The following is a 26,912-nucleotide window of genomic DNA, read 5'->3' on the forward strand; positions in this document are numbered from 1 at the left end:
TGAGCATGAACGCATCCGTCGACAGCCTGATCGATCTCTGGGGGCAGTTGCTGGGCACCGATACCTGGCCCGTGCTGGCCCGCCCCGAGGCGCTGTGGCTGCTTGTTCTGCCCCTGGGGCTGGCCCTGTGGCGTCGTCAACGCCGCGCGCGGCTGGATGCCTACGCCGACCCCGAATTGCACGACTGGGCCTTTGCGGGCACGACCGGCAGGCAACGGCGGCGGGGGCTGCCGTGGGTCGGCCGGTTGCTGTGGGCCCTTTTCTGGCTGTTTGCCGTGCTGGCCCTGGCCGATCCGCGCGTGCCCGAGGAAAGCCAATCGCCGCAGGAATCGCGTGCGCCGCTGCTGTTCGTCGTCGATGGTTCGTCGGCCATGAGCGGCCGGGACGTCGAGCCGAATCGGATCGAACGCGCGGTGATGCTGATCGAGCTGCTGGGCGAGTCGATCTCCGCCCACCCGACGGGCCTGCTGCGCTCGGTGGATACCGCCGGGTTGATGCTGCCACCGAGCCCGGACGGCAATCTCTTGGCCTTCTACGCGCAACACCTGCCGGGGCTGGTCAGCGATCACCTGGTCGCCCGCCCGGACCGCGCCTTCGAGTTGGCCGCCGAGATGTCGGCCATGGACGGGGGCGCGGTGATCTGGCTGACCGCGGCCGACGGCCGGCAGTTTGCCGGCGAGCGCGGCAGCCGGTTGCTCGCGGCGGCCGAGCGGCTCGCCGAGCGGGACATTCCCCTGTTCGCCGTGGCCATGGCACGCGAGCGCACGCCGCTGTTCCGGGACGGCCAGCCGCGGCGCAACGACGACAACGAGGTGATCGTCTCCGAGCCCGACGTCACGCGCGTCGCGGAGCTTGCCTCGCTCACCGATGGCGTGGCACGCCAGACCGGCGTGCTGGCCGAGGACGCCGCCTTCCTGCGCGAGCGCATCGACGCGCTGCCGGCCCCGTCGCGCTCGCTCGAGAGCGTCGAGGGTTACCGCTCGCTGGCGGTGCTCGCCCTGTGGGTGGCGATGGTCGCGCTGGTGATCCACCTGGTGCTCGACTGGGGGCTGCCGAGTGCCCGCCGCTGGCGTCTGGCCGCGATCGTGCTGGTCGCCGTGCTCGCCCCGGTGGTCTTCACCGTCGCCGGGGCGGCCCCGCTGGTCGACGAGGTCGAGCGCGAGGCCCACCTCGATCAGGCCTGGCAGGCCTTCGAGGCCGGCGAGTTCGCCCGCGCGCAGATCGAATTCGACCGTGCCGCCGGCTTCAACGCCCGGCTGGGCAGCGGGCTGGCGGCGTTTCGCCGCGCCGACTACCCGCACGCGGTGGAACGGCTGCAGGCCGCCACCTGGCTGGCCGAAACCGACGAGCAGCGGCTGCTCGCGCTGTTCAATCTAGGCAACGCGCTGACCCTGGCGCGGCGGTATCGCGGCGCGGTGGACGCCTTCGAGGCCGCGTTGCGGATCGACCCGGAATTCGAGGACGCCCGGACCAACCGCGACCTGGTCGAGGCGTTGCGCGGTGGGGCCCAGGAGGAATCACTCGAGCCGACGCCCGAGTTCCAGGGCTACGAGTCGATCCTGCGCCGCGAGATCGTCGAGGACGACGGCGCCGAGATGGCCGAGGAGATGCTCGAGAGCGAGGGCAGCGGCCAGGGTGGTGCCGTGGCCGAGCAGCCGCCGGGCGACGGCGAGTCGTTCGTGCTCGACGAGAATCTGCTCGGCGGGGCGCGCAAGAAGCTCGAGCGGATCGAGGACCGGCCGGTGCCGCCGCTCGACGGCCTGCTGCGCCAGCAGCCCTACAAGTCGACCGTCCGCCAGGGGCTGGTCGACCGCGAGCCGGGGGGCGACGAATGATGGCGACACGATTGCTCAACGGGCGGCCGACCAGCCGGGTCGCGGCGATCGCGCTGCTCCTGGCCGCAAGCGTCCCGGCGCTCGCGGATATCCCGCGCCCCGATCGGGATCGCGATAGTGGCGGTCTGGCCGAGCGTATCGAGCTCGGGCCGATCGAGCCGCTGCCTGCCGTTGCCGAGCCGATCAGCCGCGATGGCGCCGGGCGCCTGCCCAGGGGCGTGATCGTCGAGACCGAGGTGGCGGCCATCGACCCGGTGCAGCGTGAAACCATCCTGGTCACCCAGACCATCCTCGACCCGGCCCGCCAGTTGCGCGGTGTCGAGGTCCACCGTCCCGCCGGCAAGGGCATCGATACGCAGGTGCTGGAGGCCAGCCAGGACACGGTCGAGATCGATGGCCGGCGCGTGAACCGCCGCCACTATCGCTGGGCAGTCCAGGCGCTGCGTCCCGGCGAGGTGACCCTGGAATTCCAGCGTATCGAGTTCGACGTGGTCGGCCGCGCCCAGAGCGAGTACGCCTGGCTGCCGGTCGCCCGCCGTCTCGAGGTGACGCGTCTGCCGGCCCACTGGCCGGAGTACCTGCCGGTCACGCCGGCGCTGACGTTCGGCGAGGAGCAGGTAAGCGACCTGGTCGCCGGCGAGCCCGGGGAATGGCGATTCAACCTCGTCGGCGAGGGGCTGTCGGCCAAGGCGATCGAGCAGTTGCTGCGCGCCCAGTTGACCGCGCCGCCCGGCCTGCGCATCGACGAGCCGTCGATCCGTCTCGCCCCGGAGCAGGCACCCGCCGAGGCGATGGGGCCGCTGGCGGAGGCCTGGGAGGTGCGCCTCTCCCTCCTGCCGGCGGTCGAGGGAGGCGGCGATGGAACACGCGAGGCGCGACTGCCCGCCCTGACGCTGCCCTTCGTCGACCCGCGCCGCCTCGAGGCGAGCGCCAACCTGGCCGAGGTGGCGCTCGACTACGCCCGTCGCGATGCCCGCACGGTGGCCTGGCAGGCCGAGCCGGCCGAACGTCGCTGGGCGACCATCCGCGCCGCGCTGCCCTGGGTGATCGGCGGGGCGCTGGCGCTGCTGGTGATCGTCACCCTGGGGCGGTTCGGCTGGCGGCGCTGGCGTGCCCATCACGCCTGGCGTCAGGCCCAGCGCGACCTGCGCGCGGCACCGGATGCGCGCGCCCTGCGCGACCGGCTCAACCATCAGCTCGCCGGGCTGCCCCGCCCGATGCCCAGCCCCTCGCGCGGTGAGCTGGCCACCCGTGGCGCCCCCGACGATTGGCTGGCAGCCCGCGCGGGCCTCGATCGACTCTGCTTTGCCGGCGTGGCGGGCGAGGACGAGGCCTTCCGCCGCGTGCGCGCCACGTTGGCCGGTGCCCTGCCGGCACGGTGGTTCCGGTAGTTCGCTATGGAACCTTGGTGTAAGGTTGGCGGCGGCCCGCGATGGCCGCGATCCCACCCCAGCCGAGCGAGACGATGAGCATGCAGTTGAACGAGATCCGCGCACTGATGGCCGACGACATGCAGGCCGTCGACCGCGTGATCCTGCATCGGCTCGGTTCGGACGTCGCCCTGATCAACCAGCTGGGCAGCTACATCGTCCACTCCGGCGGCAAGCGCTTTCGGCCGTTGCTGCTGATGCTCGCCAGCCGGGCGCTGCGCGGCGAGCAGACGGATGTGGCCGGCTCGGCGCAGCTGGCCGCCGTGGTGGAGTTCATCCACACGGCCACCCTGCTGCACGACGACGTGGTCGACGAGTCCACGCTGCGCCGCGGCCGCGACACCGCCAATGCCCGCTTCGGCAACGCCGCCTCGGTGCTCACCGGCGATTTCCTCTACTCGCGCGCCTTCCAGATGATGGTCGAGGTCGAGCGCCCGCGTGTGATGTCGATCCTCGCCGATGCCACCAACCGCATTGCCGAGGGCGAGGTGATGCAGTTGATGAACATCGGCGATGCCGGGGTGTCCGAGGCGCGCTACATGGACGTGATCGGCCGCAAGACCGCCACCCTGTTCGAGGCCGCCTGCCGGCTGGCCGCGGTGCTCAATGATCGCGACGAGGCCACCGAGCGCGCGCTGGGCGACTACGGCTACCGGCTGGGCGTGGCCTTCCAGCTGATCGATGACGTGCTCGACTACCGCGGCGACGAGGCGCAGACCGGCAAGCACGTCGGTGACGACCTCGCCGAGGGCAAGCCGACCTTGCCCCTGATCATCGCCATGGCGCGCGCGGATGCGGCCGGTGCGGAGCTCGTGCGCGAGGCGCTCGAGTCGCAGTCGGCCGATCGGATCGACGAGGTGCTCGAAGTAGTTGAACGGACCGACGCACTCTCGTATACTTCGGCGCTCGCTGAACGCGAGGCCGATGCGGCCAAGCAGGCACTGGGGGTTCTGCCCGACAGTGACCATTCCCGAGCGATGGCCGCCCTGGCGGACATCAGCGTTCAGCGCGACCACTGACGTTTCAGGCGTCGACGGTCTTTCGGAGTGTAGCTCAGCCTGGTAGAGCACTACGTTCGGGACGTAGGGGTCGTAGGTTCGAATCCTGCCACTCCGACCAAATTCCCCGGCCGGGGCCCCGTTTGGGGTCCCGGCCTTTTTGGTTTTGGGCACGACGTTTTGTGGGTCGGGTCGATGACTTGATCTACCGAGGCGAATCGAAGGGACAGAGCCCCTTGGCGTCTTGCCTCGCGAGTTGCAGGTGGCCGGGGCGGAGCGACAGGGAAGTCGCTCCGAGGTTCGCCGCGACAGGATGTCGCGTCGAACCGTACCCGAAAAGCCACCTGCGGCTCGCGAGCCCGGGAGTCTCGCTCTCGAGACTCCCGGGCCCGAAGGGCCAAGGCGCGGGGTGTCCTTCTTTTCGCCCCTTTTCTTGGACAAGCAAGAAAAGGGGCTCGCGCGCCCGGCACCGGGCGGTGAGTCGGTCGTCAAGCTCCAGGAGGCGTGCGAAAACGATCCACGCTGGCTTGATCGTGTGATTAAAAGTCCTGGTCTCGCATGGACGATGCGGCTGGTTTTCGCGCGACCCGCCGAATCGGTGACTCATTCGCGGCGGTGTCGATGGTCGCGCGAGTCGATTTTCTTGCTTGTCCAAGAAAACCGACGAAAAGAAGACACCCCGGTGCCTTGGCCCCTGCGGGCCTGATCGCCGCGGATTGCATCCGCGACGATCAGCCTCGCGAACGAGGGATTGCGGACGGGTCGGTTCGACGCGACATCCTGTCGCGGCGAACCTCTGGCCGGCGTCCCTGCCGGCCAGACCCTGCAACCCCTCGCTCGCGAGGCAAGGCACAAGGGGAACCCGACCTCCGTTGTCTCGCTGAGGCGCCTGAAAGGGTTCGCGCTCTCGGCGCCCCTTGCCATGCTCATTTCCGACGCTGCAAATCCTTACGGCGTCAATTCCGATTGGAGACCACATGATCCAGTTGAAGTCCGTCTCCCTTCGACGCGGCACGCAGTTGCTGCTCGAGGATGCCGATCTCACCTTGCTGCCGGGCCAGCGCATGGGCCTGGTGGGCAAGAACGGCACCGGCAAGTCCAGTCTGCTGGCGATGTTCGAGGGCGAAATCGCGCCGGATGCGGGCGACATCGAGTGGGCCGGTGGTCAGCGCATGGCGACCGTCGAGCAGGAAACCCCGGCGCTGGAGGCCTCGGCGGTCGACTACGTCCTCGACGGCGATCGTGATTACGCCCGGCTGAATGCCGCGTTGCTCGAGGCCGAGGCCGAGAACGACGGTATGCGGATGGCCGAGATCTACCCCGAGTTCGAGGCGATCGGCGGGTTCACCGCCCGGGCGCGCGCCGCCCGCCTGCTCGACGGGCTGGGCTTTGCGCCGGCGTCGATCGACAACCCGGTCTCGAGCTTCTCCGGCGGCTGGCGCATGCGATTGAACCTGGCGCGCGCCCTGATCGCGCCTTCCGACATCCTGCTGCTCGACGAGCCCACCAACCACCTCGATCTCGACGCGGTGTTCTGGCTGGCCGACTGGTTGGTCAGCTATCCGGGTACCCTGATCGTGGTCTCGCACGACCGCGATTTCCTCGATCACGTCTGCACGCACATCGCGCACATCGAGAACCAGAAGCTCAACCTCTACACCGGGCACTACAGCGACTTCGAGGCGATGCGCGCCGAGCGCCTGGCGCAGAACGCCGCGCTGGCGGACAAGATCGCCAAGGAGCGCGAGCGCCTGCAGGGCTTTATCGACCGCTTCCGGGCCAAGGCGACCAAGGCGCGCGCCGCGCAGAGCCGGGTCAAGGCCCTCGAACGGCTGCCGACCATCGCCGCCAGTCACGCCGACCGCGACGATTTCTCCTTCTACTTCCCCACGCCCAAGCGTGCCCCGGACCCGATGGTCACCCTCGAGGATGTCTCCATCGGCTACGACGGCACGCCGCTGATCGAGGACGTGTCGTTGCAGATCCGCGCCGGCGATCGCATCGGCGTGCTGGGGGCGAACGGCGCGGGCAAGACCACCCTGATCCGCGTGATCGCCGACGGCGGGCCGACCTGGCTCTCGGGCGACCGCTTCGTCGCCCCGGGCGTGCAGGTGGGCTACTACACGCAGCACCAGCTCGATCAGCTCGACCCGCGCGATACGCCCATGGTCGCGCTCGAACGGGTGGCGGAGAAGAGTGGCAGCACGCAGAAGTACCGCGATTTCCTCGGCCGGTTCGGTTTCGTCGGCGACCGCATCTTCGAGTCGATCGAGCCGTTTTCCGGCGGCGAGAAGGCGCGGCTGGCGCTCGCGCTGCTGGTCTGGAAGGCGCCCAACCTCTTGATCCTCGACGAGCCGACCAACCACCTCGATCTCGCCATGCGCGAGGCGCTGGCCGAAGCGCTGCAGACCTTCGAGGGCGCGATCCTGGTGGTCTCGCACGACAAGAGCCTGATCGAGCTGGTCTGTGACCGATTCTGGTGGGTGCGCGACGGCGCCGCCCTGCCGTTCGATGGGGATCTCGACGACTACCGCGAGGCGGTCACCGAGCGGCGCCGCGCCCAGAATCGCGAGGATCGAGGGCAGGCGGCCGACAAGCCCAAGGGGAAGGCCAACAAGAAGGCACCGGCCGACCCGTCCAGCTGGGGCAAGCCGCGCGACAAGGCCTCGCGCGCCAAGGCCAAGGAGCGGCAAAAACGCCTCGATCGCCTCGAGGCCGAGGTCGAGCGCCTGGGCAACCAGCTGGCCGAGATCGACTCGGCCCTGGCCGACCCGGCCCTGTACGACGGCCAGCGGGAGGCCGAGGTCACGCAATGGCAGGCCGAGCGCGCCGAGATCGCCGCCCGACTCGAGACCGCCGAGACCGAGTGGCTCGAGGCGCAGGACGAGGGCTGATCGATCGGGGTGCCGGGCGTTTCCGGGCGGCCGATGCCGGGTCTATACTGCCTCGATAATTGATTGAGGTGATGTCGATTGCGGCCGGTGGTGGATTGCCGGCTGGACACACGGGACAGGCGAACCAGGAGCGCTCGCAGGCATGAACAGGGACGGCCAGTTCGATATCCGCGTGGCCCCCGGGGTGGCCCCGGGGATCGCCTGTGGGCGCGCGCTCGGCGGTCGGCCGTCACAGCAGGATGACCTGATCTGCCTGCACGACGCGCGCGAGGCGACCTCCCTGATGGTGCTGGCCGACGGCATGGGCGGCGACGGTGCCGGCGAGCTCGCCTCGGGCGGGGTCATCCACGCCGCCCGCGAGTTGTGGGACGAGCGGGCCTGGCGCGACCAACCCGGCGCGTTGTTCCTCGAGACCCTCTGCCAGGCCGCGCACGACGAGATACGCCGGCGCAATGCCTGGGTGGCCGCCGAGCCGCACTCGACCATCGTCGCGCTCCTGCTGCGCGACGGGCAGGCCTACTGGGCCCACGTCGGCGACAGCCGCCTCTACCACTTTCGAGGTCGGCGCTGCCTGAGCGTCACCCGGGACCACAGCCTGGCCCGCCTGAAGCTCGAGCGTGGCGAGATCCGCGAGGTCGACCTGGCCCATGACCCAGACCAGCACGTGCTCTTGCGCGGGCTGGGCGGCAGCGAGCCGCCCGAGGTCGAACACGGCTACGCGGCGCCCCGGCCCGGCGACGGCTTTGCCCTGTGCAGCGACGGCATCTGGGAGACCCTGAGCCGCGCCGAGCTCGCCGGGTTGCTGCGCGCCCCGGACCTGTCCGCCGCGCTGCACGACGGGCTTGCCCTGGGTGCCGAACGCGGTGGCGAGGCGGGAGACAACCTCGGCCTGATCCTGGCGCGCTCCGATCGCCCCACCTCGTGGCTGGGTCGCCTGGCCGGGCGACTGTCGCTCACCTGAACCCATTTCTCGACTCACGGCAACCGAACCATGAAGATTTTCGGTGGACGCTCCGATTCCGTAGGGAACCTAATCCGACTCGTCGCGCTCTTGGCGGGGGCGGCAGTACTGGGCGGCTGTGCCCAGCTCAGCGAGCTCGATGCCCGCCTGCAGGGGTTGGCCGACGGTGACGGCAAGGCGGCCGAGTCCCGGCCGGTCGAGGAATCGACCGTCGCCCCGCCGGCCGATCGCCGTTCGCTGGACGCGATCCTCGAGGACCTCCAGCGCGGTGGCTACCCGCGCGGCCGCCGGGATCTGGCCCGGTACCTGGAACGCCACCCCGACGACATGGTGGCCCGGGCCGTGATGCGCCAGCTGACCGCCGACCCCGAGGAGGTGCTCGGTCGTCAGTCGCATTCGTACACGGTGCGCCCGGGCGACTCCTACAGCGCCCTGGCCGCCCGTCACCTCGGCGATGCCGGGTTGTTCCTGATCCTCGCTCGCTACAACGGCTCGGAAAATCCCTCCGACCTGCGCGTCGGCGAAACCCTGCGCCTGCCGGGACCGGCGCGCTCCACCCGGGCCGAGCCGACGGCGTCGGCGGACGACGGCCAGCCGGCACGCCGGCAGCTCGACCGCGCCCCGATGCCGTCACGCCAGACGGCCGCGGCACTGGCCTTGCCGGACGCCCCCTTGCCGTCGTTCCAGTCGAGCGGTGTGGGACGTGACGCGAACGCGTCGGCCGCGTCGTCCGAGGAGGGGGACAGCCGTGCCGAACGGCTGCAGGACGAGGGGCTTGCCCTGCTCGCCGACGATCGGCCCGAGGCCGCGCTCGAACGGTTCGAGGCCGCGCTGGCCGAACAGGAGGGCATCGAGCCGGCCGCCAGCCGGGCGCCCGCGTTGCGCGAACGGCTGGTGGACGAGTACCACGAGCGGGCCATCCTGCGCTATCGCAACCAGCAACTCGACGAGGCGATCGCGCTGTGGGATCGGGTGCTGGCGATCGATCCGACCTTCGAGCCGGCCCGCACCTACCGGGCGCGTGCCCGCGAGCTGCAGCGGCGCGTCGACCAGTTGTAACGACGCGCCCCGGGGTTGTTGCGGGGGTTACCGCGGGGCGTCGGTCGGCGCCTCGCCCGAGGTATCACTCGGCTCGATCACGCGCGTCGGGTCGGTGTCGGTGGGCGGTGTCGGCGGGTCGGTCGACGCGGCGGGCTCGCGCCGGGAGAGCGATTCGCTCATCAGGTTGAAGGCCGTGAACAGGCGGCCGAACTCGTCGCGCCGCACCAGCCGGATGCGATGACCGGTCTCGCCGCGGGCCACCCGCATCAGCGCATCGCGCAGCACGTCGAGCGGGGCGAGCAGGCGGCGGAACAGCCACCACGCCGCGCCCAGGACCACCACCAGCGTCGCCAGCAGGGCGGTGATCATCGCCATCAATGTCGTCTGGTTCGCCGCCTCGAGGGGGTGGCTGTCCACCCCCAGGCGCAGCGTGCCGATCGGGTGCGCCTGGTAGCGGATGGGTACGTCGAACAGGAGCAGGGACTCGTCGGTTTCGCTCGAGGCCAGCGTGCCGTGGTGGCTCGCGATGCCGTCGTCGAGATGGCGTTGCCCGGCCTCGGGGAAGGCGGGCAGTCTCGCGCCCACTTCCTCGCCGCGGGCGCTTGCGATCACCTGACCTTCGCGGTTGGCAACGGCCAGATAGCGGATCTGGTCGTTGCGACGCATGTCCTCGACCAGCGCGCGCACGGCAACCCGGTCGTTGAGCAGCAGGTCCTCGGCGGTTTCCTGGGCGATGGTGCGCCCCAACGAGGCGCCGAAGTCCAGAGCCAGGCCGGTGAGTGCCTGGTCCTGCTTGACGTAGACCGAGCCCAGGCCGGTGAGCAGCGTGACGGCGAGGATGCCGCCGAGGATCGCGGCCCAGCGCACCCGCATCGGCAGGATGCGGGTGGCGATCGGGTCGGCCCGCAGGCGCTCGAGCTCGCGCCGGGCGTGGCGCAGGTCGTCGATCACCTCGTGGGCGTGCTGGTAGCGCTGGTTGGCATCCGATTGGAGCAGGCTGCGGGTGATCTCCAGCAGCACCTCGGGCGTCCCCGGCTCGCGCGGGATCAGCGCGGGCTGGGGGTTGTCGTGGCGCTCGGCCATCAGCCGGTCGATCTCCGACTCCCGCCACGGCTTGTCCCCGGTCAGGAGCCAGAACAGCAGCACGCCCAGGGAAAACAGGTCGCTGCGCCCGTCGGTGGCCGCGCCGCGCAGTTGCTCGGGCGACATGTAGGCCGGGGTGCCGGCGACCATGCCGTCATGGTGCTCGTCGCCCTCGGGCAGGCGCGCCACGCCGAAATCGTTGACCTTGGCGTGGGTCCAGCCCTCGACCAGGATGATGTTGTCGGGCTTGATGTCCTGGTGGACCACGCCGTGCCGGTGGGCGAATTCCAGGGCGGCGGCGATCTGTCCGACCAGGTCGATGACCACCGGTATCGAGGGGAAGCCCTCTGCGGCAACCCGGTCGGCCAGCGTGTCGCCGCGCAGGCGTTCCATGGCGATGTAGGGTCGACCGTCCGCCTCGCCGACGTCGTAGATGGTGACGATATTGGGGTGCGTGAGCGTGCCGGCGGCGCGCGCCTCGGTGAGAAAGCGGCGCCGGTAGGCGTCGTCGCGTGCCACCTCGTCCTTGAGGCACTTGATCGCCAGGTGGCGATTGATGCTGGGGTCGAAGCCGGCGTAGATGATCGACATCGCGCCCTCCCCGAGGACTCCCTCGATGCGATAGCGGCCGATGGTCGTCGGGGTCTCGCGGGCCGTCACGGCCGACTCAGTTCCAGATCAGGGAGAAGGCGAGCGCCATGGCGGCGAGCAGCAGGGCGCCGACCAGCCAGTGGCGCGGTCCGATGCGGCCCTCGCCGGCCTCACGGGTGAGGAACACGAACGCCGCCTGGCCGAGGCGCACGCGATCGCCGTGCTTGAGGGTCGCCTCGTGCACCCGCTGGTCGTTGACGAAGGTGCCGTTGGTGGACAGCATGTTCATGATCACGTGGTGGCCCTGCTGGTTGAGGATCCACGCGTGCGAGGAGGAGACACTGGGCTCGTCGAGGACGATGTCGTTGTCCTCGCGCCGGCCGATGGTCTGCCGCCCGGCCCGCAGGGTGAACCGTCGCCCCTCGATCCCCTCGCTCGTGCCCTCGAGGATCGGTTCGGCCACCGACGCACGCTCGTTGCCCTGCGGCTGGGCGGCCTCGGCCTTCTGGCGCATCTCGTCGGCCTGGAAGAGCATGGTGCCCTGCGGGCCGGCCGATCGGTTCGGGCGGTGATGGGGAGTGGAGCGGGCATCCTGCGCGTCGCGGCCTTCCATGTCGTCTCCTCGCAAAGTGAGTTGGGCCACCATCATAGCCCAGAGCACCGTGGTTGCCAGATGCGCGCCGCTTGGGAAATCCTGCACGAATGCCATGCCGCTCGGGCTCGGCGACTCGTTCGTGATCAAGGCACGCAAGCGGTATGGCATTGGGGCAGAGTGTCCCTTGTGAACCTCCCCGCCGGATCACGGTCCATCTCCCGTCAGTCACATTGTCATAATCCGGTAGCCTGACGGGTTCAGCATGCCGCTACCGATAACCCGCGAGACCCGATCATGGACCTGTTGCTCATTCGACACGCCGCCGCGCAGGATCGCGAGGCCTTTGCCCGCGAGGGGCACCCCGACATCGAGCGCCCGCTGACCAAGCGCGGCATCGAGCGCATGCAGATGGCGGCGCGCGGCCTGACCACCATGGCCCTGCCGATCGAACGGTTGGTGACCAGCCCGGCGGTGCGCGCCGTGCAGACCGCCGAGATCGTCGCGCCCGGCCTCGAGCAGCGCCGGGTCGAGCAGGAGGGGGTGTTCGCCCCCGACGCGCCGATCGGTGCGGCGGTCGAATGGCTGCGCAAGCAACCCCGCGTCGACGGGATGGCCGTGGTCGGCCACGAACCGAGCCTCGGTCAGTTGGCCGAATGCCTGATCGCCGGCCGCCCGTCGGGCAACCTGCCGATGAAAAAGGGCGGCATGATCCTGATCCGCTTCGACAACGCGGTCGGTTACGGCAACGGCAAGCTCGTCTGGGCCCTGCCGCCGGCGGTGTTGCGGGCGTTGGCGGACTGACGCAAGAAATCAGAATTGAGCGTTGAGAGGTTAGCGGCTGCCTTTCTGACTTCTGACCTCTCCATTTCTGCCCTCTCTATTCGACACCCCACTTCTGCAACCGGTAACGCAGCTGGCGCAGGGTCATGCCCAGCTGGCGGGCGGCCTCGCTGCGGTTCCAACGGGTCTGCTGCAGGGCGGTGAGCACGTTGCGCTGCTCGTCGGTCTCCGGGATGAAGCCGGGGCAAGCGGCCAGCGCCGAGGCGGGTTCCTCCTCGCCGGTCATCATCGGGTGCGGCGCGACGGCCTCCTCGGTGATCCGATCGCCGTCGGTCAGGGCCATGGCCCGTTCGAGCAGGTTCTCCAGTTCGCGCACGTTGCCCGGGAACGGTTGCGCCGCCAGTGTTTGAAAGACCGCCGGGTCGATCGACGGCACCGGGCGCGCGTCGCGCGCGGCCAGCCGGGCGACGATCGTCGTGGACAGCGCCGGCAGGTCGTCGAGGCGTTCGCGCAGCGGCGGCACGCGCAGGCCGATCACGTTGAGACGGAAGAACAGGTCCTGGCGAAAGCGTCCCGCCTCCACCGCCTGGTGAAGGTCCTGGTGCGAGGCCGAGACGATGCGCACGTCCACCGGCACCTCCTCGGTGCCGCCCACCGGCCGCACCCGGCGCTCCTGCAGTACCCGCAGCAGGGAGACCTGCAGCGGCAGCGGCAGCTCGGCGATCTCGTCGAGAAACAGCGTGCCGCCCTCGGCGGCGCGAAACAGGCCCGGTTTGTCGCGGGTCGCGCCGGTGAACGAGCCCTTGTGGTGGCCGAACAGCTCGGATTCGATCAGTTCGCCGGGGATCGCGCCGCAGTTGACCGGCACGAACGGCCCGCCCGCGCGGCTGCTGTGCGCGTGGATCTCGCGGGCGACCAGCTCCTTGCCGGTGCCGGACTCGCCCTGGATGAAGATTGGCGCCTGCGAACGGGCCAGCCGGCCGATCATCTCGCGCAATTGGCGCATGGCGCGTGACTGGCCGATCAGGGACGAGTCACTGCCATCCGTCTCGGCGGCGGGTGTCGTCGAGGGCCGGGCGGGCTGCAGGTTGCGTGCATCGCGCAGCAGGCGCCGCAGGGTGTCCTGCTCGATCGGCTTGTTGATGAAGTCGAAGGCGCCGGCCTTGAGTGCGCGCACCGCGGCCTCCACCTGGCCATGCGCGGTGATCACCGCCACCGGCAGGTCGGGGCGCTGGCGGCGGATCTCGTCGACCAGGTCCAGCCCGTTGCCGTCGGGTAGACGCATGTCGGCCAGACACAGGTCGATCGCCTCGCCCTGCCGGTCGAGCTGCTCGCGGGCCTCGGCCAGGTCGGCGGCCTCCAGCGTGGGCACACCCTCGCGTTTCATGAACAGGGCGACCAGCGTGCGGATGTCCGGCTCGTCGTCCACGATCAGGCAATACGCCATCGGTCTCATTCCCTTGCTTGTGTCGTTGCCGGCTCGCTCGGCCCGGTCTCGTCCGCCCGGGCTTCGTCTCCCCACGCTCCTTCTGCCCCGGCCCCATCCGCCATGGGCAGGCACAGCCGGAAGCAGTTGCCCGCGGTGTCGGCGGTGGGTTCGACCAGGGTCAGCTCGCCCCGGTTGGCCAGGGCCAGTTCGCGCGAGACGAACAGGCCCAGCCCGGTGCCCTGCGAGTGCGTGGTGTAGAACGGCTCGAACAGGGCATCGCGCTCGGCGGCCGGGATGCGCGGGCCGTTGTCGCAGAGCTGGACCTGCCAGCGCCCGTGGGCCGCGGTCACCCGCAGCCGGATCGCCAGTTGCCCGTCCGCGGGGCGTCCGTGGCGTTCGGCATTGTCACAGAGATTGTCCATCACCTGCCACAGGTGGGTCGTGTCGACCTGGGCCGGGGCGCGCTCGACATCGGCATCCAGTTGGATCGTGAACGCTTCGCCGGCGGCCCGCCAGGCCTCGCGACGTCGCTCGGCGAAGCGCGCCAGCCAGTCGACCAGGTCGACGTCCTGCGTGTGGACCACCGGGGCGCGGGCCGCGCCCAGCACGTCCTCGACCAGTCGATTGATGCGGTCGCTGTGGCGCGTGATCATCCCGGTCAGCTGCTCGCGTTCCTCCGCGGTATCGGATTCCGGCAACAGCTCGGCGGCCTGCCGGATCGAGGAGAGCGGGTTTCTCACCTCGTGGGCGATCGAGGCGATCAGCCGGCCCAGCGCGGCGAGCTTGTCGCGCCGCACGCGCTCGTCCTCGGCGGAGAGGTCCAGTAGCACGATCAGGGCACGCGGGCCCAGCGCGGTCTCGATGCGGTGGAACTGCGCGCGCAGGCGGCGCGGCTGGTCGAAGTCCTGCTGTTGGCCGCCGTGGCCGGCGTGCCAGGCCCGCAGGGCATCGCAGACACCGGGGTGCAGGTCCGGCAGGCGGTGGTCGTTGGCCAGGTCGGCCGCGCCGCGCTCGCCGAGCATCTGGCGCGCGGCGGCGTTGATGTACTCGATCCGCCCGTCCGGGTCGGAGACGATGATGCCGTTGTCGGTCTGCTCGATGACCCGCAGGGCCAGTTCCGAGAGATAGCGCACCTCGCGCTCGCGGGCGTGGCTCTGGTGCTCCCAGAGCGCGGCGCGGCGCTCGAAGGCGATCACCAGCACGGTGATCAGCAGCAGCGCCGCGCCCAGAAAGCCGGAGTTGGTCAGGTGGTTGGCGTCCGTCTGCGTCCACGAGGCGTAGATCGCCTCGCCGAGGACCAGCAGCACGCCGACCGCCGCGTAGCCGATCGCCGCCCGCCCGCCGTGCAGCACCGCCGCGATGCCGATGGCGATCACCAGGGCGAGCGCGATCGGGCCCTCCGGCCCGCCCGAGGCGTGGGCGATCAGCATCAGGCAGGCGAGATCGCCGGCGGTGTGTAGGTGGGCCTGCGGGCGGAACGGCAGGATGCGCAGTTCCAGCAGCCACTCGAAGGCCATGGCCAGGAACAGGTAGGCCCAGGCGGTGACCATGAACAGCGAGGCATCCGCCTGGCCGAAGACGGCCGGGCCGCGACCAGTCAGGGCCGCGGCGGTCAGGGCCAGGGCGAGCAGCAGGCGATAGGCGTTGGCGAGCCGCAGCCCGCGCCAGTTCTCCGTGCCGGCCGGCTGGATCATTCCGACTCCCGCCGCCCTGGCTTGCGACCTGATTCGGCCCGCGCGTCGGCCCAGGCCTGGGCGTGCTCCCAGCTGCAGAAGTCATGGCCCTCGCGGCGCACCGCCTTGTCCTCGGGCACGAACACGCCGCAGTGGGCGCAGCGCACCGATTCCAGCGAGCGGGTCTCGGTCGACTCGTCGGCCTGTTGTTCGGCCCGCAGGCGGTTGGCCTGGCGGATGGCGAAGAACAGGCCGATGACGAGCGCGACGATGAGCCAGAACAGCAGCTTGAGCATTGGGGCGGACCGGGACGGATGAACAGGGAATAATCGGGCGGGTGACGGCCGAGAGTATCGCATGCCGTCGACCGCCCCGGCGGAGCGGACCCCCGGCGCGGGACGGTCGCCGTCACGACTGGGTCAGGCCTTGCCCAAGTCGCTGATCAGCGACTGCTGGGCATTGAACGGCTTCTCGCCCTTGGCCGGCGTGATGCGGCGATAGTCGCCCGCCGCGGTCAACTCCCAGGCGCCGGTGTTGTCGGCGAGATAGCGGTCGAAGGCCTCGTCGATCACCCGGGCGCGGATTTCCGGGGTGTCGACCGGGAAGGCGGTCTCCACCCGGGCGAAGAAGTTGCGCGGCATCCAGTCGGCACTCGAGAGGAACAGCTCCTCGTCGCCGTCGTTGTGGAAGTAGAACACCCGCGGGTGCTCGAGGAACCGGCCCATCACCGAGCGCACGTGGATGTTCTCGGACACGCCCGGGATGCCCGGCTTGAGGCAGCAGACCCCGCGGACGACCAGCTCGATGGTCACCCCGGCCTGCGAGGCCTCGTAGAGCGCCTCGATCACGCGCTTCTCGATCAGCGCGTTCATCTTGGCGCGGATGCGCGCCGGCCGGCCGTTGCGGGCGTGTGCCGTCTCGCGGCGGATGCGTTCGAGCATGCCGTCGTGCAGGGTGAACGGCGATTGCAGCAGGCGCTTTAAGTGGATGCCGCGGCCCAGGCCCGTCAGCTGCATGAACAGCTTGTTGACGTCCTCGCCGACGAACCGGTCGTCGGTCATCAGGCCGAAGTCGGTGTACAGCCGCGCGGTGCCCGGGTGGTAGTTGCCGGTCCCGAGATGCACGAAGCGCTTGAGGCGGTTGCCGTCGCGGCGGACCACCAGCGCCATCTTGGCGTGGGTCTTGTAGCCGACGATGCCGTAGGCGACGTAAGCGCCGGCCTTCTGCAGCCTTGTCGTGATGTTGATGTTGGCCTCTTCGTCGAAACGCGCGCGCAACTCGACCACCGCGGTGACCTCTTTGCCGGCGCGCGCCGCGCTCTCGAGCGCGTCGACGATGGCCGAGTCCTTGCCGGTGCGGTAAAGCGTCATCTTGATCGCCACCACCCGCGGGTCGGTGGCCGCCTGGCGGATGAACTCCACCACCGGCATGAACGACTGGTAGGGGTGATGCAGCAGCACGCTGCCCTGCTGCTCGATGGTCTCGAAGATATTGCGGTCCGGATCGAAGTCCGCCTCGAGGCGCGGCGTGAACGGCGGGTCCTTGAGCTCGGGGCGGTCGATCAGGCCCGGCAGGGCCATCAGTCGGTGCAGATTGACCGGACCGTGGACCTGGAACACCTGGCGTTCCTCCAGCGCGAAGCGCTCGCAGAGGAACTCGATCATGTCCGCCGGGCAGTTGTCGGCCACCTCGAGGCGCAGGGCATCGCCGTAGTTGCGCTCGAACAGCCCACCCTGCAGGGTCTGCAGCAGGTCGTCATCGTCGTCGACGTCCACGGACAGGTCGCTGTTGCGGGTGACACGGAACTGGTAGCAGCCGGTGACGGTCATCCCGGGGAACAGCTCGTGGACGTGGGCGTGGATCACCGAGCTCAGGAACACGAAGCCGGCCGGTCCGCCGGCGGCGTCCTCGTCCATCTGGATGATGCGCGGCAGGGCGCGCGGTGCCTGCACGATCGCCAGCCACGCCTCGCGGCCGAAGTCGTCGTTGCCTTCCAGCGAGACGATGAAGTTGAGCGACTTGTTGAGAATCCGCGGGAAGGGATGCGACGGGTCCAGGCCCAGCGGGGTCAGCAGCGGCAGCAGCTCGCGGCGGAAGTACTGCTTGACCCACAGCGCCTGCGCCTCGGTCCAGTGCGTACGGCGCAGGAAGTGGATGTTCTCCTTGGCCAGCGCCGGGATGATCTCGCGGTTGAGCGTCTCGTACTGGTCGTGGACCAGGGCATGCGCCTGTTCGAGCACGAGGTCGAGCTGGGTCTGCGGCGAGAGCCCGGCGTCGTCCGGGCGGCTGATGCCGGCGCGGATCTGCTGGGTGAGCGTGCCGACGCGCACCTCGAAGAACTCGTCGAGGTTCGACGAGGAGATGCAGAGAAACTTGAGCCGCTCGAGCAGCGGCACGTTACGGTCCTGCGCCAGCTCGAGCACGCGGCGGTTGAAGCCGAGCAGGCTCAGTTCGCGGTTGATGAACGGCAGGGCTTTCTCGTCGGTGGTTGTCATTATTCTGCAACGTAAAGTCGGTTAGAGTATGCGCATTTGGGCAGCCAGTCCTTGCGTCTGGCGGTCGCCCAGTCTGCCCGGTGGGCATGACAGGGCCGTTACGGCCTTGACGACCGGCCACCCCTGCCACGAGTAAACCCTAGCAACCGGGTCGAGACAAGCCGCTTCAAGGAGATCCCGAGCAAATGAGCGAGAAAGACACGCCCAACCTGACGCCGCACACCCTGACCCGTTACGACGACGATCTCGGCGCGCTGCGGTCGCTGTTGATGAACATGGGCGGGGTAGCCGAGCAGCATTTCGACGACGCGCTCGCCTACCTGCTCGACGGGGACGCCGAGCGCGGCCGCGTGGCCATGGAGCAGGACTACGAGATCGACCGTCTCGAGACCTCCATCGACGAACTGGCCATCCACATCATCGCCCGCTACGCGCCCACCGCCAGCGACCTGCGCGCGATCATGGCAATCGTCAAGGCGATCACCGACCTCGAGCGCATCGGCGACAAGTCCGAGAAGCTCGCGCGCATCGCCGAGGAAGTCGGGCCGACCCTGCAGCAGACGGCCTTCTCCACCCATTTCCGCGTGATGGGGCGGATCGTCAAGGGCATGCTGCACGACGCGCTCGACGCCTTCGTCCGCCAGGATTGCGTCGCCGCCGAGGAGATCATCCGCCGCGACACGCACGTCAACCACGAGTACAACGCCGTCCACGAGGTGCTGCTCGAGTACATGGCAAACAACCCGCAGAATGTCGACCTGAGCCTGCGGATGCTCTACTGCATGCGCGCGATCGAGCGCATCGGCGACCACTGCGCCAACATCGCCGAGTACGTCATCTTCCAGCAGCGCGGCGTGGGCGTCTGCCGCCAGAGCCGTGTCGACGACAAGGAACGCACCCAGATCTGAGGGCGTGCCAGCCCGGTCGACGGGCGGGAACGAGACGGGCCGGCATCATGCCGGCCCGTTTTGCGTTCAGCTGCCGTCATGCTCGACGCCCTGCCGTCGTCTCGAATCGTCGACGTCGCCGGTGATGGTCTCGGCCTCGTTCTCCGGGTAGGGCAGCTTGAGGTGCCCGTAGCGCAACAAGAGCACCGTGCCGGCCAGGATCAGCATGGTCGCGCCGACCGCCATCATCTTCCAGGCCTCGAGGTCCTTCACCTCCAGCACCAGGTAGCGCGCCAGCGCGATGATGCCGATGTAGATCGGGAAGCGGATCGGCAGCCGTCCGGTCTGCAGGTAGGCGCCGATCATCGCCAGCACCTCGAGGTACAGGAACAGCAGCAACAGGTCGGCGAGCGTGACGCGCCGCGCCTCGATCATCTCGGCGATGTCTTGGCCGGCGGCGATGAAGGTGGCGATCAGGATCACCACCAGGCCGACGAGCTCCAGCCCCCTGACCACGCGGTGAACCGGTGGCCCCAGACGAAATTGCTGCATGCTAGCCTCTCCTCGTGTGTCGGCGGCCCAGCCTGGTTCGGCCAGGCCCGGGCCGTCCGTTCCGTTGCGCCAACTGTAACCGCTTGGCGCGCGAACATTGATGATATCCGCTCACGACTCGACAACGAGCTTGCCCATGCCGCGAACCCGTCTCACCCTCCCGCAACCACGCATTGGTCTGGGGCTCGCCGCCCTGGGTCGTCCCGGCTACATCAACCTCGGCCACGGCGAGGACATGCCCGACGGTCGGGACGTCGAGGCCATGCGCGCGCACTGCCACGCCATGCTCGAGACCGCCTGGCGGCATGGCATCCGCTACGTCGATGCCGCGCGTTCCTACGGTCGGGCCGAGGCGTTCCTGGGCGACTGGCTGGCCGGTCGACCGGCCGACGAGCGTCCCGTGGTGGGCTCGAAGTGGGGCTACACCTACACGGCCGGCTGGCAGGTGGATGCCGACGTTCACGAGGTCAAGGAGCACAGTCGCGAGGTGCTCGACCGCCAGTGGGGCGAGACCCTGGAGGCACTCGGCTTCCCGCCGGCGCTCTACCAGATCCACTCGGCCACGCTCGACTCGGGCGTGCTGGACAACGCCGCCGTGCTCGACCGCCTGGGCGAGCTGCGCGATCAGGGCGTGGCCATCGGTCTGACCACCAGCGGTCCGGCACAAGCCGAGACCCTGGCTCGGGCGATGGCGGTCGAGATCGACGGTCGCCCCCTGTTCGACGCCGTGCAGGCGACCGCCAACCTGTTCGAGCCTTCGGTGCTAGGTCAACTCGAGCAGGCGTCCCAAGCCGGCATGGCCGTGATCATCAAGGAGGCGGTGGCCAACGGTCGGCTGACCGCGCGCAACGACCGGGCCGGGGACGCATCGGCCCTGCAGACCCTGGATGCGGTGGCCGGGCGGCATGGCGTGGGCCGGGATGCGCTGGCGATCGGCTGGCTGCTGGACCACCCGTTCGTCGACATGGTGCTGTCCGGCGCCGGCAGCGAGGCGCAGCTGGCCGCCAACCTCCGGGCGTTGGACGTTACCCTCGCGCCGGCGGACCGCGAAGCGCTGGCCGGGCTGGCGGAGCGCCCCCAGGACTACTGGCGGACCCGCGGCGGGTTGGACTGGAACTAACACGATCAACTGGTTGGTTGAATGATGATTAGCGCATGTTCTTTGGAATCAAAAACCTGAATGGATCCGGGGGTTGTTTTCCGAGGGCAACGGCGAGATGGTTAGCTCGCTAATAAATAAACCCAAAATGCTTATGGGTTCTCCGCCCAAGCAAGGAGTGGACTCGTATGTTGACCGAATGGATGAGAGACACGCGCAACCTGGCCGGCAGCGCGCTGCTGGCGATGGCGACCACCGGGCTGATCGCCGGCCCGGCGATGGCCGAGGACGACAATCCGCCCGACAAGGCGCCGGACTCGATGCTCTACGACATGCCGCAGAAGGTCGCCGATGACGTCTGGTCGGCGATCGGCGCGACCCAGCCCTACACCTACGAGAACTCGCTGCACAACAACAACCTCTCGTTCGTAATCGGCGAGGACGCGGTGCTGGTCATGAACGCCGGCGCCTCCTACCAGCTCGCCGAGGCGCTGCACGAGGAGATCAAGAAGCGCACCGACGTGCCGGTCAAGTACGTGGTCAACGAGAACGGCCAGCTGCACGCGGCCATGGCCACCGGCTACTGGATCGACCAGGGCGCCGAGGTGATCGCGCACGTCGATGCCGCCGAGTACTACGACAACCACAAGGCCGATTACCTCGACACGCTCCAGCGCATCGCCGAGGAAAAGGCCGAAGGCACCGACGAGGCGGTCTCCGTCAGCCGGACCTTCGAGGACCGCATCGAGCTCGACCTGGGTGGCATGACCGCCGAGGTGATCTACTTCGGCGAGGCGCACTCCCCGGGCGATATCTCGGTGGTCATCCCCGAGCGCGACGTCGTGATTGCCGGCGACATGGCCTTCAACATCCGCATGCTGCCGATCTTCGAGTACACCGACACGGCCGCCTGGCTGGAGACCTGGCCGAAGTTCGCCGAGGTCGCCGAGGGCAAGACCATCATCCCGGGCCACGGCGGGCCGACCGACCTGGAGACGGTCGAGCATTACACCAAGGACTACCTGACCTTCCTGCGCACCGAGATTGGCCGGCTCATCGACGAGGGCGGCACGCTGCAGGATGCCTACGAGCTTGATCAGAGCCAGTTCTCGCACTGGCACACCTTCGACGAGCTCGCCGGCCAGAACGCCGGGCGCGTCTTCCAGAAGATGGAATTCGAGTTCTGATCGACCGACGAGCCGTCGATCCGTCGAGGCCGCCCCGGGGGTACCCGCGGGCGGCTTTCTTTTGCCCGCCCGCTTGGAACCGTGATGTCGATGGGCTTTACTGTTAAGGAAACTTTGCACGATTCGGTAGCGTCTCTGCGGGACCGCCAAGGGCCCAGTTGCAAGGCGCAGTCCGCCGTGAATGGCGGATGTCCTTTACAAGGACTGCAACGCCGCAAATGGGTCCTTGGCGGCCCGCCCGGATGGGGCTTGCGGGTTTGCCCGCACTCGGCGTTGCCGCCCCTCGCCGGGCAACGAGCCCGCCTTCGGCACGGCGCCTTGATTACGAACAAACCCGCAAGCCAGAGGCGCCATCGAATCGTGCAAAGTTTCCTTAAAGGTCTGCCATCGCGCTCAAGGGGGAAACGACCATGCGCCGATTGATGCTGGGTCTGTTGTTCGTGCTGCTGCCGGGGCTGGCGGCCGCCACCGACGTGCCGCGTCCGGACGATTCACGATCGCTGCAGGGCCTGGAGGAGGCACGCATCCTCTGGGACGTGACGGCCGCCGAACCCGACACGTTGCTCGCGCGCCTGGGCGTGATCGAGCAGACCTGGCGCGATCTCGAACGCCAGGGCGTGACGCCGCGCATGGTGTTCGGCTTTCGTGGCGGCTCGGTCCGGCTGCTGACCCGCGATGCCGCCGAGCGCGACATCGAGCATGCCCAGACCATCCTGCAGATCCAGTCGAAGCTGGCCGAGCTGGCTCGGCTCGATGGCGTGGAGCGCATGGAGGTCTGCTCGATCGCCAGTCGCCGCTCGGGCATCACCCAGGCCGATCTGGTCGAGCCGCTGGTCGAGGTCGGCAACACCTTCGTCACCGCCGCGGCCTACGCCCAGCGGGGCTACACCAAGATCAAGATCGACTGACCGCCCGTGGATGACGCCCTGCGCGAGGCACTCCGCGCCCAGTTGCTTGAGAGGCGCGAGGCGTTGCGAGAACGGCTGAGCGGCAGTGACGAATCCACCGAGCGGGTGGAAATCGACAGCGCGTGCCAGAGCAAGGAGAGTCAGCTGTCGCGCACCGAGTCAGCGCAGGTGCGGGAAATGGCTCGGGCGCTCCGCGCCCGTTGGAAACGCGAACTCGGCCGCGTCGACGGCGCCTTGCGACGGATAGAAAACGAGGAGTACGGCAACTGCTTCGTCTGCGGGGAACCCATTCCCGCCCGTCGACTCCAAAACGATCCCAGCGTGACGCGCTGCGTCGAATGCGCTGAAGACGAATAGCCACCGATCAGGAGAGATTCGATGAAACGCACGCATACCCTGTTGGCCAGTGCCATGGCCGTGACCCTGTGCCAGCCCGTGCTGGCGGAAACGGCGCCGGAGGGGCTGTATTCCATGGATGCCCTGATCGGCGCCGACGTCTTTCTGGCCACCGATCGCAACCGCGAGGTAGGCGAGGTCGAGGACGTGCTCGTGGCCGAGAACATGAAGGTCCACGGGCTGGTGGTCGAGCTGGACGACGACCTCGATGGCGTCGGCAATGACGACTACCGCTTCGTCGAGGTGCGGCAGTTCTCGGTGGCGACGCGCTCCGGCGACCGGCTCGATCGCGTCTCCTACGCCGTGTTCCTCAACGAGGACCTCGACCAGGTGCGCGACTACCCGCGCGTCGACAACGACTGGTGGGCCCAGACCAAGGAGGCCGCGGCCAACATCTGGTCGAATACCAAGTCCGGCGCCTCCAGCGCTTGGCAGGCGACCAAGGACACCACCTCCAACGTCATCGACAAGACCAAGGAAACCACCCGCGACGTGCTCGAGAGCCTGCAGCGCACGCTCGAGTAATCCCCGTGGGAGCGAGCCTCGCTCGCGAAACGCGCCGTGGGCGCGTGTCCCGGCGTGGGTGGTCTCGCCCGAATTGATTCGCCGGCATGCCGTTTGGCGGGACAGCCGCTGAGGCGGCTTTCGCGGGCAAGGCCCGCTCCCACAATCGGATGCCCCGGGGCACATGCCCCTTAAGGTCGGGCTTCAGCCCGACGTCGGCCACCGGGCCGACTTCCCCTCGGGGTGGTCAGGCCGTTGCCGGCGCCAGCATCCGCTTGAGGTAATGGCCGGTGTACGAACCCTCGACCTCGGCGACCTGCTCGGGCGTGCCCGAGGCGATGATGCGCCCGCCGCCGGAGCCGCCCTCGGGGCCGAGGTCGACGATCCAGTCGGCGGTCTTGATCACGTCGAGGTTGTGCTCGATCACGATCACGGTGTTGCCGTGGTCGCGCAGGCGGTAGAGCACACGGAGCAACTGGGCGACGTCCTCGAAGTGCAGGCCGGTGGTCGGCTCGTCGAGGATGTAGAGGGTGTGGCCGGTGTCGCGCTTGGCCAGCTCGCGTGACAGTTTCACCCGTTGCGCCTCGCCGCCGGAGAGCGTGGTGGCGTTCTGCCCCAGCTTCACGTAACCCAGCCCGACGTCCATCAGGGTGGTCAGCTTGCGGTGCAGGCTGGGTACCGCCTCGAAGAACGCGGCCGCCTCCTCGATGGTCATTTCCAGCACGTCGGTGATGGTCTTGCCCTTGTAGCGGATGTCGAGCGTCTCGCGGTTGTAGCGCGCGCCGCCGCAGACGTCGCAGGGTACGTACACGTCCGGCAGGAAGTGCATCTCGACCTTGATCACGCCGTCGCCCTGGCAGGCCTCGCAGCGCCCACCCTTGACGTTGAACGAGAACCGCCCCGGCGTGTAGCCGCGCGAACGGGCCTCCTGCGTGCCGGCGAACAGGTCGCGGATGGTGGTGAACAGGCCGGTGTAGGTCGCCGGGTTGGAGCGCGGGGTGCGTCCGATCGGCGACTGGTCGATGTCGATCACCTTGTCGAGCTGATCGATCCCGTGGATGGTCTTGTACGGGGAGGCGGTCGCGCTGGCCCGGTTGAGCTGGTGGGCGCAGATCTTGTAGAGCGTGTCGTTGATCAGCGTCGACTTGCCCGAGCCGGACACGCCGGTGATGCAGGTGAACAGCCCCAGCGGGACGTGCAGCGGGTCACCGGCCAGATTGTGGCCGGTCGCGCCCTCGAGCGTGAGCATCTTCTCCGGGTCGGCGCGATGGCGCTCGGGCACGGCGATCTCGCGCTTGCCGGAGAGGTACTGGCCGGTGAGCGAGTCCTGGTTGGCCTCGATCTCTTGCGGGGTGCCCTGCGCGACCACCTGGCCGCCGTGCGCGCCGGCGCCCGGGCCGATATCGAGCACGAAGTCGGCCGCGCGGATCGCGTCCTCGTCGTGCTCGACCACGATCACCGTGTTGCCCAGATCGCGCAGGTGGGTGAGCGTGCCCAGCAGGCGATCGTTGTCGCGCTGGTGCAGGCCGATCGACGGCTCGTCGAGGATGTAGGACACGCCCACCAGCCCCGAGCCGATCTGGCTCGCCAGTCGGATGCGCTGCGCCTCGCCGCCCGAAAGCGTCTCGGCGCTGCGGTCGAGCGACAGGTAGTTCAGGCCGACGTCGTTGAGGAACTTCAGCCGCGCGCGGATCTCGCGCACGATCGGGGTGGCGATCTCGCCGCGGGCGCCCTCCAGTGCCAGCTCGTCGAAGAAGCCGGCTGAGTGGCCGATCGACCAGCGGGTCACCGTCGGCAGGTTGTAACCGTCGATGAACACGTGCCGCGCGGCGCGGTTCAGACGCGTGCCGTGACAGCTGGGGCAGGCCTGTTCGGAGATATAGCGCGCCAGTTCCTCGCGCACCGCCTGCGACTCGGTCTCGCGGTAGCGGCGCGACATGTTCGGCAGCACGCCCTCCCAGGGATGCGTGCGCTCCTTCGCCTGACCGCGCGGGCCGATGTAGGTGAAGGCGATCTTCTCCTTGCCCGACCCGTGCAGGACGATCTCGCGCAGATCCTCGGACAGCTCCTCCCACGGGGTCTCGAGGTCGAACTCGTAGTGGCGGGCCAGCGACGAGAGCAGCGCATGGTAGTAGGCATTGCGCCGGTCCCAGCCGCGCACCGCGCCGGCGGCCAGTGACAGCTCGGGGTTGATGATCACCTTCTGCGGGTCGAAGAACTGCTTCACGCCCAGCCCGTCGCAGCTGGGGCAGGCGCCGACCGGGTTGTTGAAGGAGAACAGCCTGGGTTCCAGCTCGCCCAGCGAGTAGCCGCACTTGGGGCAGGCGTGCTTCGAGGAGAAGACGTGCTCCTCGTCGGAATCCATCGAGACCACCATCGCCTGCCCGTCGGCCAGTCGCAGCGCGGTCTCGAAGGACTCGGCCAGACGTAATTGGAGGTCGTCGCGCACCTTGAAGCGGTCGACCACCACCTCGATGGTGTTCTTGGTCTTGGGATCGAGGGTCGGGATCTCGTCGATCTCGTAGACCGTGCCGTTGATGCGCACCCGCAGAAAGCCCTGCGACTGCCATTCCTGGAACAGCTTGTGGTGCTCGCCCTTGCGGTTCTCGATCACCGGCGCGAGCAGCAGCCACTTCGAGCCTTCCGGCAGGTCCATGACGTGGTCGACCATCTGCGAGACCGTCTGCGCGGTCAGGTCGATGTCGTGCTCCGGGCAGCGCGGGATGCCGGCACGGGCATACAGCAGGCGCAGGTAGTCGTAGATCTCGGTGACCGTACCCACCGTCGAGCGCGGGTTGTGCGAGGTGGTCTTCTGCTCGATCGAGATCGCCGGCGACAGGCCCTCGATGGTGTCGACGTCGGGCTTGTCCATCATCGACAGGAACTGGCGCGCGTAGGCCGACAGCGACTCGACGTAGCGGCGCTGGCCCTCGGCGAAGATCGTGTCGAAGGCGAGCGACGACTTGCCCGAGCCGGACAGGCCGGTGAAGACGATCAGCTTCTCGCGTGGCAGGTCGACATCGATGTTCTTGAGGTTGTGCGTGCGGGCACCGCGAATGCGGATAAACGGATCGGCCATGGTGTGCGATTGTCGCTCGATTGAATGGACGTCGCTCGCGGCGAAGAGGCGTGCTCCCCGCCGCGAACGGAACCGGTCATTGTAGTCGAAAGGGGGGAGATCTCATTGACCTGCCAGGCGGTTAGATGAATCGCGCCGGTGAGTGGTCCCCCTCTTCCCGGATGCTCAAGGAAACGCTGCACGATTCGATGGCGTCTCTGGCTCGCGGGTTTGTTCGCAAGCAAGGCGCCGGGCCGAAGACGGGCTTGTTGCCCGTCGAGGGATGGCAACGCCGAGTGCGGACAAACCCGCAAGCCCCATGTGGGCGGGCCGCCAAGGACCCATTTGCCGCGTTGCAGTCCTTGTAAAGGACATCCGCCATTCACGGCGGACTGCGCCTTGCAACTGGGCCCTTGGCGGTCCCGCAGAGGCGCTATCGAATCGTGCAGCGTTTCCTTTATAGTGACGGTTTGGCCGACGACGCGACCGGTCGGCAGGAACCAGTAAGGAGTGTGA

At 68.8% G+C, this 26,912-nt stretch carries 21 protein-coding genes and 1 tRNA gene; 14 read left to right on the top strand and 8 right to left on the bottom strand.

Annotated features, from left to right (window positions below; translation table 11 throughout):
• The first annotated feature begins 5 nt into the window (after positions 1–5).
• The 7 genes from LV475_RS03005 to LV475_RS03035 all read left to right on the top strand — a co-directional run bounded on the left by LV475_RS03005 (position 6) and on the right by LV475_RS03035 (position 9,177).
• Positions 6–1,835, top strand: a complete 1,830-nt coding sequence (locus tag LV475_RS03005; RefSeq protein WP_250105735.1) for a tetratricopeptide repeat protein — start codon at positions 6–8, stop codon at positions 1,833–1,835.
• Positions 1,832–3,226: a hypothetical protein gene (locus LV475_RS03010; RefSeq protein ID WP_250105736.1), complete on the top strand. Its 1,395-nt coding sequence runs from the start codon at positions 1,832–1,834 to the stop codon at positions 3,224–3,226. Before LV475_RS03005 ends, LV475_RS03010 begins: the two co-directional genes overlap by 4 nt.
• A gap of 80 nt (positions 3,227–3,306) precedes the next feature.
• On the top strand, positions 3,307–4,284 hold the full coding sequence (locus LV475_RS03015; RefSeq protein WP_250105849.1) for a polyprenyl synthetase family protein: 978 nt from the start codon (positions 3,307–3,309) through the stop codon (positions 4,282–4,284).
• Positions 4,285–4,307: 23 nt separating this feature from the next.
• Positions 4,308–4,384, top strand: a tRNA-Pro gene (locus LV475_RS03020).
• Between the two features lie 856 nt (positions 4,385–5,240).
• The gene (locus LV475_RS03025; protein WP_136867734.1) at positions 5,241–7,157 is read left to right on the top strand and encodes an ABC-F family ATP-binding cassette domain-containing protein; all 1,917 of its coding nucleotides are present in this window, start codon (positions 5,241–5,243) and stop codon (positions 7,155–7,157) included.
• Between the two features lie 142 nt (positions 7,158–7,299).
• On the top strand, positions 7,300–8,118 hold the full coding sequence (locus tag LV475_RS03030) for a PP2C family protein-serine/threonine phosphatase (RefSeq protein ID WP_156575191.1): 819 nt from the start codon (positions 7,300–7,302) through the stop codon (positions 8,116–8,118).
• A gap of 30 nt (positions 8,119–8,148) precedes the next feature.
• Complete coding sequence (locus LV475_RS03035; RefSeq protein WP_197039154.1) at positions 8,149–9,177, top strand: LysM peptidoglycan-binding domain-containing protein; 1,029 nt, start codon at positions 8,149–8,151, stop codon at positions 9,175–9,177.
• A gap of 27 nt (positions 9,178–9,204) precedes the next feature.
• On the opposite strand, the gene LV475_RS11120 is transcribed toward LV475_RS03035, so the two are convergent.
• Both LV475_RS11120 and LV475_RS03045 read right to left on the bottom strand, forming a co-directional pair.
• Positions 9,205–10,902: a protein kinase domain-containing protein gene (locus tag LV475_RS11120; RefSeq protein ID WP_136867736.1), complete on the bottom strand. Its 1,698-nt coding sequence runs from the start codon at positions 10,900–10,902 to the stop codon at positions 9,205–9,207.
• Positions 10,903–10,909: 7 nt separating this feature from the next.
• Positions 10,910–11,446, bottom strand: a complete 537-nt coding sequence (locus tag LV475_RS03045) for an FHA domain-containing protein (protein ID WP_211238833.1) — start codon at positions 11,444–11,446, stop codon at positions 10,910–10,912.
• A 276-nt stretch (positions 11,447–11,722) separates the two neighbouring features.
• On the opposite strand from LV475_RS03045, the gene sixA reads away from it, so the two are divergent.
• Positions 11,723–12,229: a phosphohistidine phosphatase SixA gene (gene sixA, locus LV475_RS03050; RefSeq protein WP_136867737.1), complete on the top strand. Its 507-nt coding sequence runs from the start codon at positions 11,723–11,725 to the stop codon at positions 12,227–12,229.
• 76 nt (positions 12,230–12,305) lie between these two features.
• Here the strand turns inward: sixA and LV475_RS03055 are convergent, their stop codons facing one another.
• The 4 genes from LV475_RS03055 to ppk1 form a co-directional block, all read right to left on the bottom strand.
• A complete protein-coding gene (locus tag LV475_RS03055; RefSeq protein ID WP_430886861.1) occupies positions 12,306–13,664 on the bottom strand; it encodes a sigma-54-dependent transcriptional regulator in 1,359 nt (452 codons plus the stop codon).
• The gene (locus tag LV475_RS03060) at positions 13,661–15,331 is read right to left on the bottom strand and encodes a sensor histidine kinase (protein WP_136867739.1); all 1,671 of its coding nucleotides are present in this window, start codon (positions 15,329–15,331) and stop codon (positions 13,661–13,663) included. The genes LV475_RS03055 and LV475_RS03060 overlap by 4 nt, the downstream gene beginning before the upstream one ends.
• The gene (locus LV475_RS03065) at positions 15,328–15,606 is read right to left on the bottom strand and encodes a PP0621 family protein (RefSeq protein WP_136867740.1); all 279 of its coding nucleotides are present in this window, start codon (positions 15,604–15,606) and stop codon (positions 15,328–15,330) included. Before LV475_RS03065 ends, LV475_RS03060 begins: the two co-directional genes overlap by 4 nt.
• Before the next feature lie 123 nt (positions 15,607–15,729).
• Positions 15,730–17,805 carry a polyphosphate kinase 1 gene (ppk1, locus tag LV475_RS03070; RefSeq protein ID WP_136867741.1) on the bottom strand — a complete coding sequence of 692 codons (2,076 nt, stop codon included), beginning with the start codon at positions 17,803–17,805 and terminating at the stop codon, positions 15,730–15,732.
• A 185-nt stretch (positions 17,806–17,990) separates the two neighbouring features.
• Between ppk1 and phoU the strand changes: the two genes are divergently transcribed.
• Positions 17,991–18,713: a phosphate signaling complex protein PhoU gene (phoU, locus tag LV475_RS03075; protein WP_136867742.1), complete on the top strand. Its 723-nt coding sequence runs from the start codon at positions 17,991–17,993 to the stop codon at positions 18,711–18,713.
• Between the two features lie 66 nt (positions 18,714–18,779).
• Here the strand turns inward: phoU and LV475_RS03080 are convergent, their stop codons facing one another.
• On the bottom strand, positions 18,780–19,244 hold the full coding sequence (locus tag LV475_RS03080; RefSeq protein WP_136867743.1) for a phosphate-starvation-inducible protein PsiE: 465 nt from the start codon (positions 19,242–19,244) through the stop codon (positions 18,780–18,782).
• A gap of 136 nt (positions 19,245–19,380) precedes the next feature.
• Between LV475_RS03080 and LV475_RS03085 the strand changes: the two genes are divergently transcribed.
• The 5 genes from LV475_RS03085 (at position 19,381) to LV475_RS03105 (ending at position 23,359) form a co-directional block, all read left to right on the top strand.
• Positions 19,381–20,364: an aldo/keto reductase gene (locus LV475_RS03085; RefSeq protein WP_136867744.1), complete on the top strand. Its 984-nt coding sequence runs from the start codon at positions 19,381–19,383 to the stop codon at positions 20,362–20,364.
• A 167-nt stretch (positions 20,365–20,531) separates the two neighbouring features.
• Complete coding sequence (locus LV475_RS03090; RefSeq protein WP_211238834.1) at positions 20,532–21,530, top strand: MBL fold metallo-hydrolase; 999 nt, start codon at positions 20,532–20,534, stop codon at positions 21,528–21,530.
• Positions 21,531–21,940: 410 nt separating this feature from the next.
• The gene (locus LV475_RS03095) at positions 21,941–22,438 is read left to right on the top strand and encodes a hypothetical protein (protein ID WP_136867746.1); all 498 of its coding nucleotides are present in this window, start codon (positions 21,941–21,943) and stop codon (positions 22,436–22,438) included.
• A 6-nt stretch (positions 22,439–22,444) separates the two neighbouring features.
• Positions 22,445–22,795 (top strand): TraR/DksA family transcriptional regulator, encoded by a 351-nt coding sequence (locus tag LV475_RS11125; RefSeq protein ID WP_136867747.1) that lies wholly within the window; start codon positions 22,445–22,447, stop codon positions 22,793–22,795.
• Positions 22,796–22,816: 21 nt separating this feature from the next.
• Positions 22,817–23,359 carry a PRC-barrel domain containing protein gene (locus tag LV475_RS03105; protein ID WP_136867748.1) on the top strand — a complete coding sequence of 181 codons (543 nt, stop codon included), beginning with the start codon at positions 22,817–22,819 and terminating at the stop codon, positions 23,357–23,359.
• Between the two features lie 226 nt (positions 23,360–23,585).
• Here the strand turns inward: LV475_RS03105 and uvrA are convergent, their stop codons facing one another.
• On the bottom strand, positions 23,586–26,417 hold the full coding sequence (gene uvrA, locus LV475_RS03110; protein ID WP_136867749.1) for an excinuclease ABC subunit UvrA: 2,832 nt from the start codon (positions 26,415–26,417) through the stop codon (positions 23,586–23,588).
• Between the last annotated feature and the right edge of the window lie 495 nt (positions 26,418–26,912).

Origin of the sequence: Guyparkeria hydrothermalis (genome assembly GCF_023555375.1) — a bacterium.
Taxonomy (GTDB): domain Bacteria; phylum Pseudomonadota; class Gammaproteobacteria; order Halothiobacillales; family Halothiobacillaceae; genus Guyparkeria; species Guyparkeria hydrothermalis.

What these genes read in the sequence shown, in the direction of transcription:
- sixA (WP_136867737.1), top strand. Translation starts at nt 11,723, where the DNA reads ATGGACCTGTTGCTCATTCGACACGCCGCCGCGCAGGATCGCGAGGCC.
- phoU (WP_136867742.1), top strand. Translation starts at nt 17,991, where the DNA reads ATGAGCGAGAAAGACACGCCCAACCTGACGCCGCACACCCTGACCCGT.
- LV475_RS03105 (WP_136867748.1), top strand. Translation starts at nt 22,817, where the DNA reads ATGAAACGCACGCATACCCTGTTGGCCAGTGCCATGGCCGTGACCCTG.
- LV475_RS03090 (WP_211238834.1), top strand. Translation starts at nt 20,532, where the DNA reads ATGTTGACCGAATGGATGAGAGACACGCGCAACCTGGCCGGCAGCGCG.
- LV475_RS03035 (WP_197039154.1), top strand. Translation starts at nt 8,149, where the DNA reads ATGAAGATTTTCGGTGGACGCTCCGATTCCGTAGGGAACCTAATCCGA.
- LV475_RS03055 (WP_430886861.1), bottom strand. Translation starts at nt 13,664, where the DNA reads ATGAGACCGATGGCGTATTGCCTGATCGTGGACGACGAGCCGGACATC.
- LV475_RS03005 (WP_250105735.1), top strand. Translation starts at nt 6, where the DNA reads ATGAACGCATCCGTCGACAGCCTGATCGATCTCTGGGGGCAGTTGCTG.
- LV475_RS03045 (WP_211238833.1), bottom strand. Translation starts at nt 11,446, where the DNA reads ATGGAAGGCCGCGACGCGCAGGATGCCCGCTCCACTCCCCATCACCGC.
- LV475_RS03065 (WP_136867740.1), bottom strand. Translation starts at nt 15,606, where the DNA reads ATGCTCAAGCTGCTGTTCTGGCTCATCGTCGCGCTCGTCATCGGCCTG.
- LV475_RS03015 (WP_250105849.1), top strand. Translation starts at nt 3,307, where the DNA reads ATGCAGTTGAACGAGATCCGCGCACTGATGGCCGACGACATGCAGGCC.
- ppk1 (WP_136867741.1), bottom strand. Translation starts at nt 17,805, where the DNA reads ATGACAACCACCGACGAGAAAGCCCTGCCGTTCATCAACCGCGAACTG.
- LV475_RS03080 (WP_136867743.1), bottom strand. Translation starts at nt 19,244, where the DNA reads ATGCAGCAATTTCGTCTGGGGCCACCGGTTCACCGCGTGGTCAGGGGG.
- LV475_RS03025 (WP_136867734.1), top strand. Translation starts at nt 5,241, where the DNA reads ATGATCCAGTTGAAGTCCGTCTCCCTTCGACGCGGCACGCAGTTGCTG.
- LV475_RS03095 (WP_136867746.1), top strand. Translation starts at nt 21,941, where the DNA reads ATGCGCCGATTGATGCTGGGTCTGTTGTTCGTGCTGCTGCCGGGGCTG.
- LV475_RS03010 (WP_250105736.1), top strand. Translation starts at nt 1,832, where the DNA reads ATGATGGCGACACGATTGCTCAACGGGCGGCCGACCAGCCGGGTCGCG.
- LV475_RS03060 (WP_136867739.1), bottom strand. Translation starts at nt 15,331, where the DNA reads ATGATCCAGCCGGCCGGCACGGAGAACTGGCGCGGGCTGCGGCTCGCC.
- uvrA (WP_136867749.1), bottom strand. Translation starts at nt 26,417, where the DNA reads ATGGCCGATCCGTTTATCCGCATTCGCGGTGCCCGCACGCACAACCTC.
- LV475_RS03085 (WP_136867744.1), top strand. Translation starts at nt 19,381, where the DNA reads ATGCCGCGAACCCGTCTCACCCTCCCGCAACCACGCATTGGTCTGGGG.
- LV475_RS03030 (WP_156575191.1), top strand. Translation starts at nt 7,300, where the DNA reads ATGAACAGGGACGGCCAGTTCGATATCCGCGTGGCCCCCGGGGTGGCC.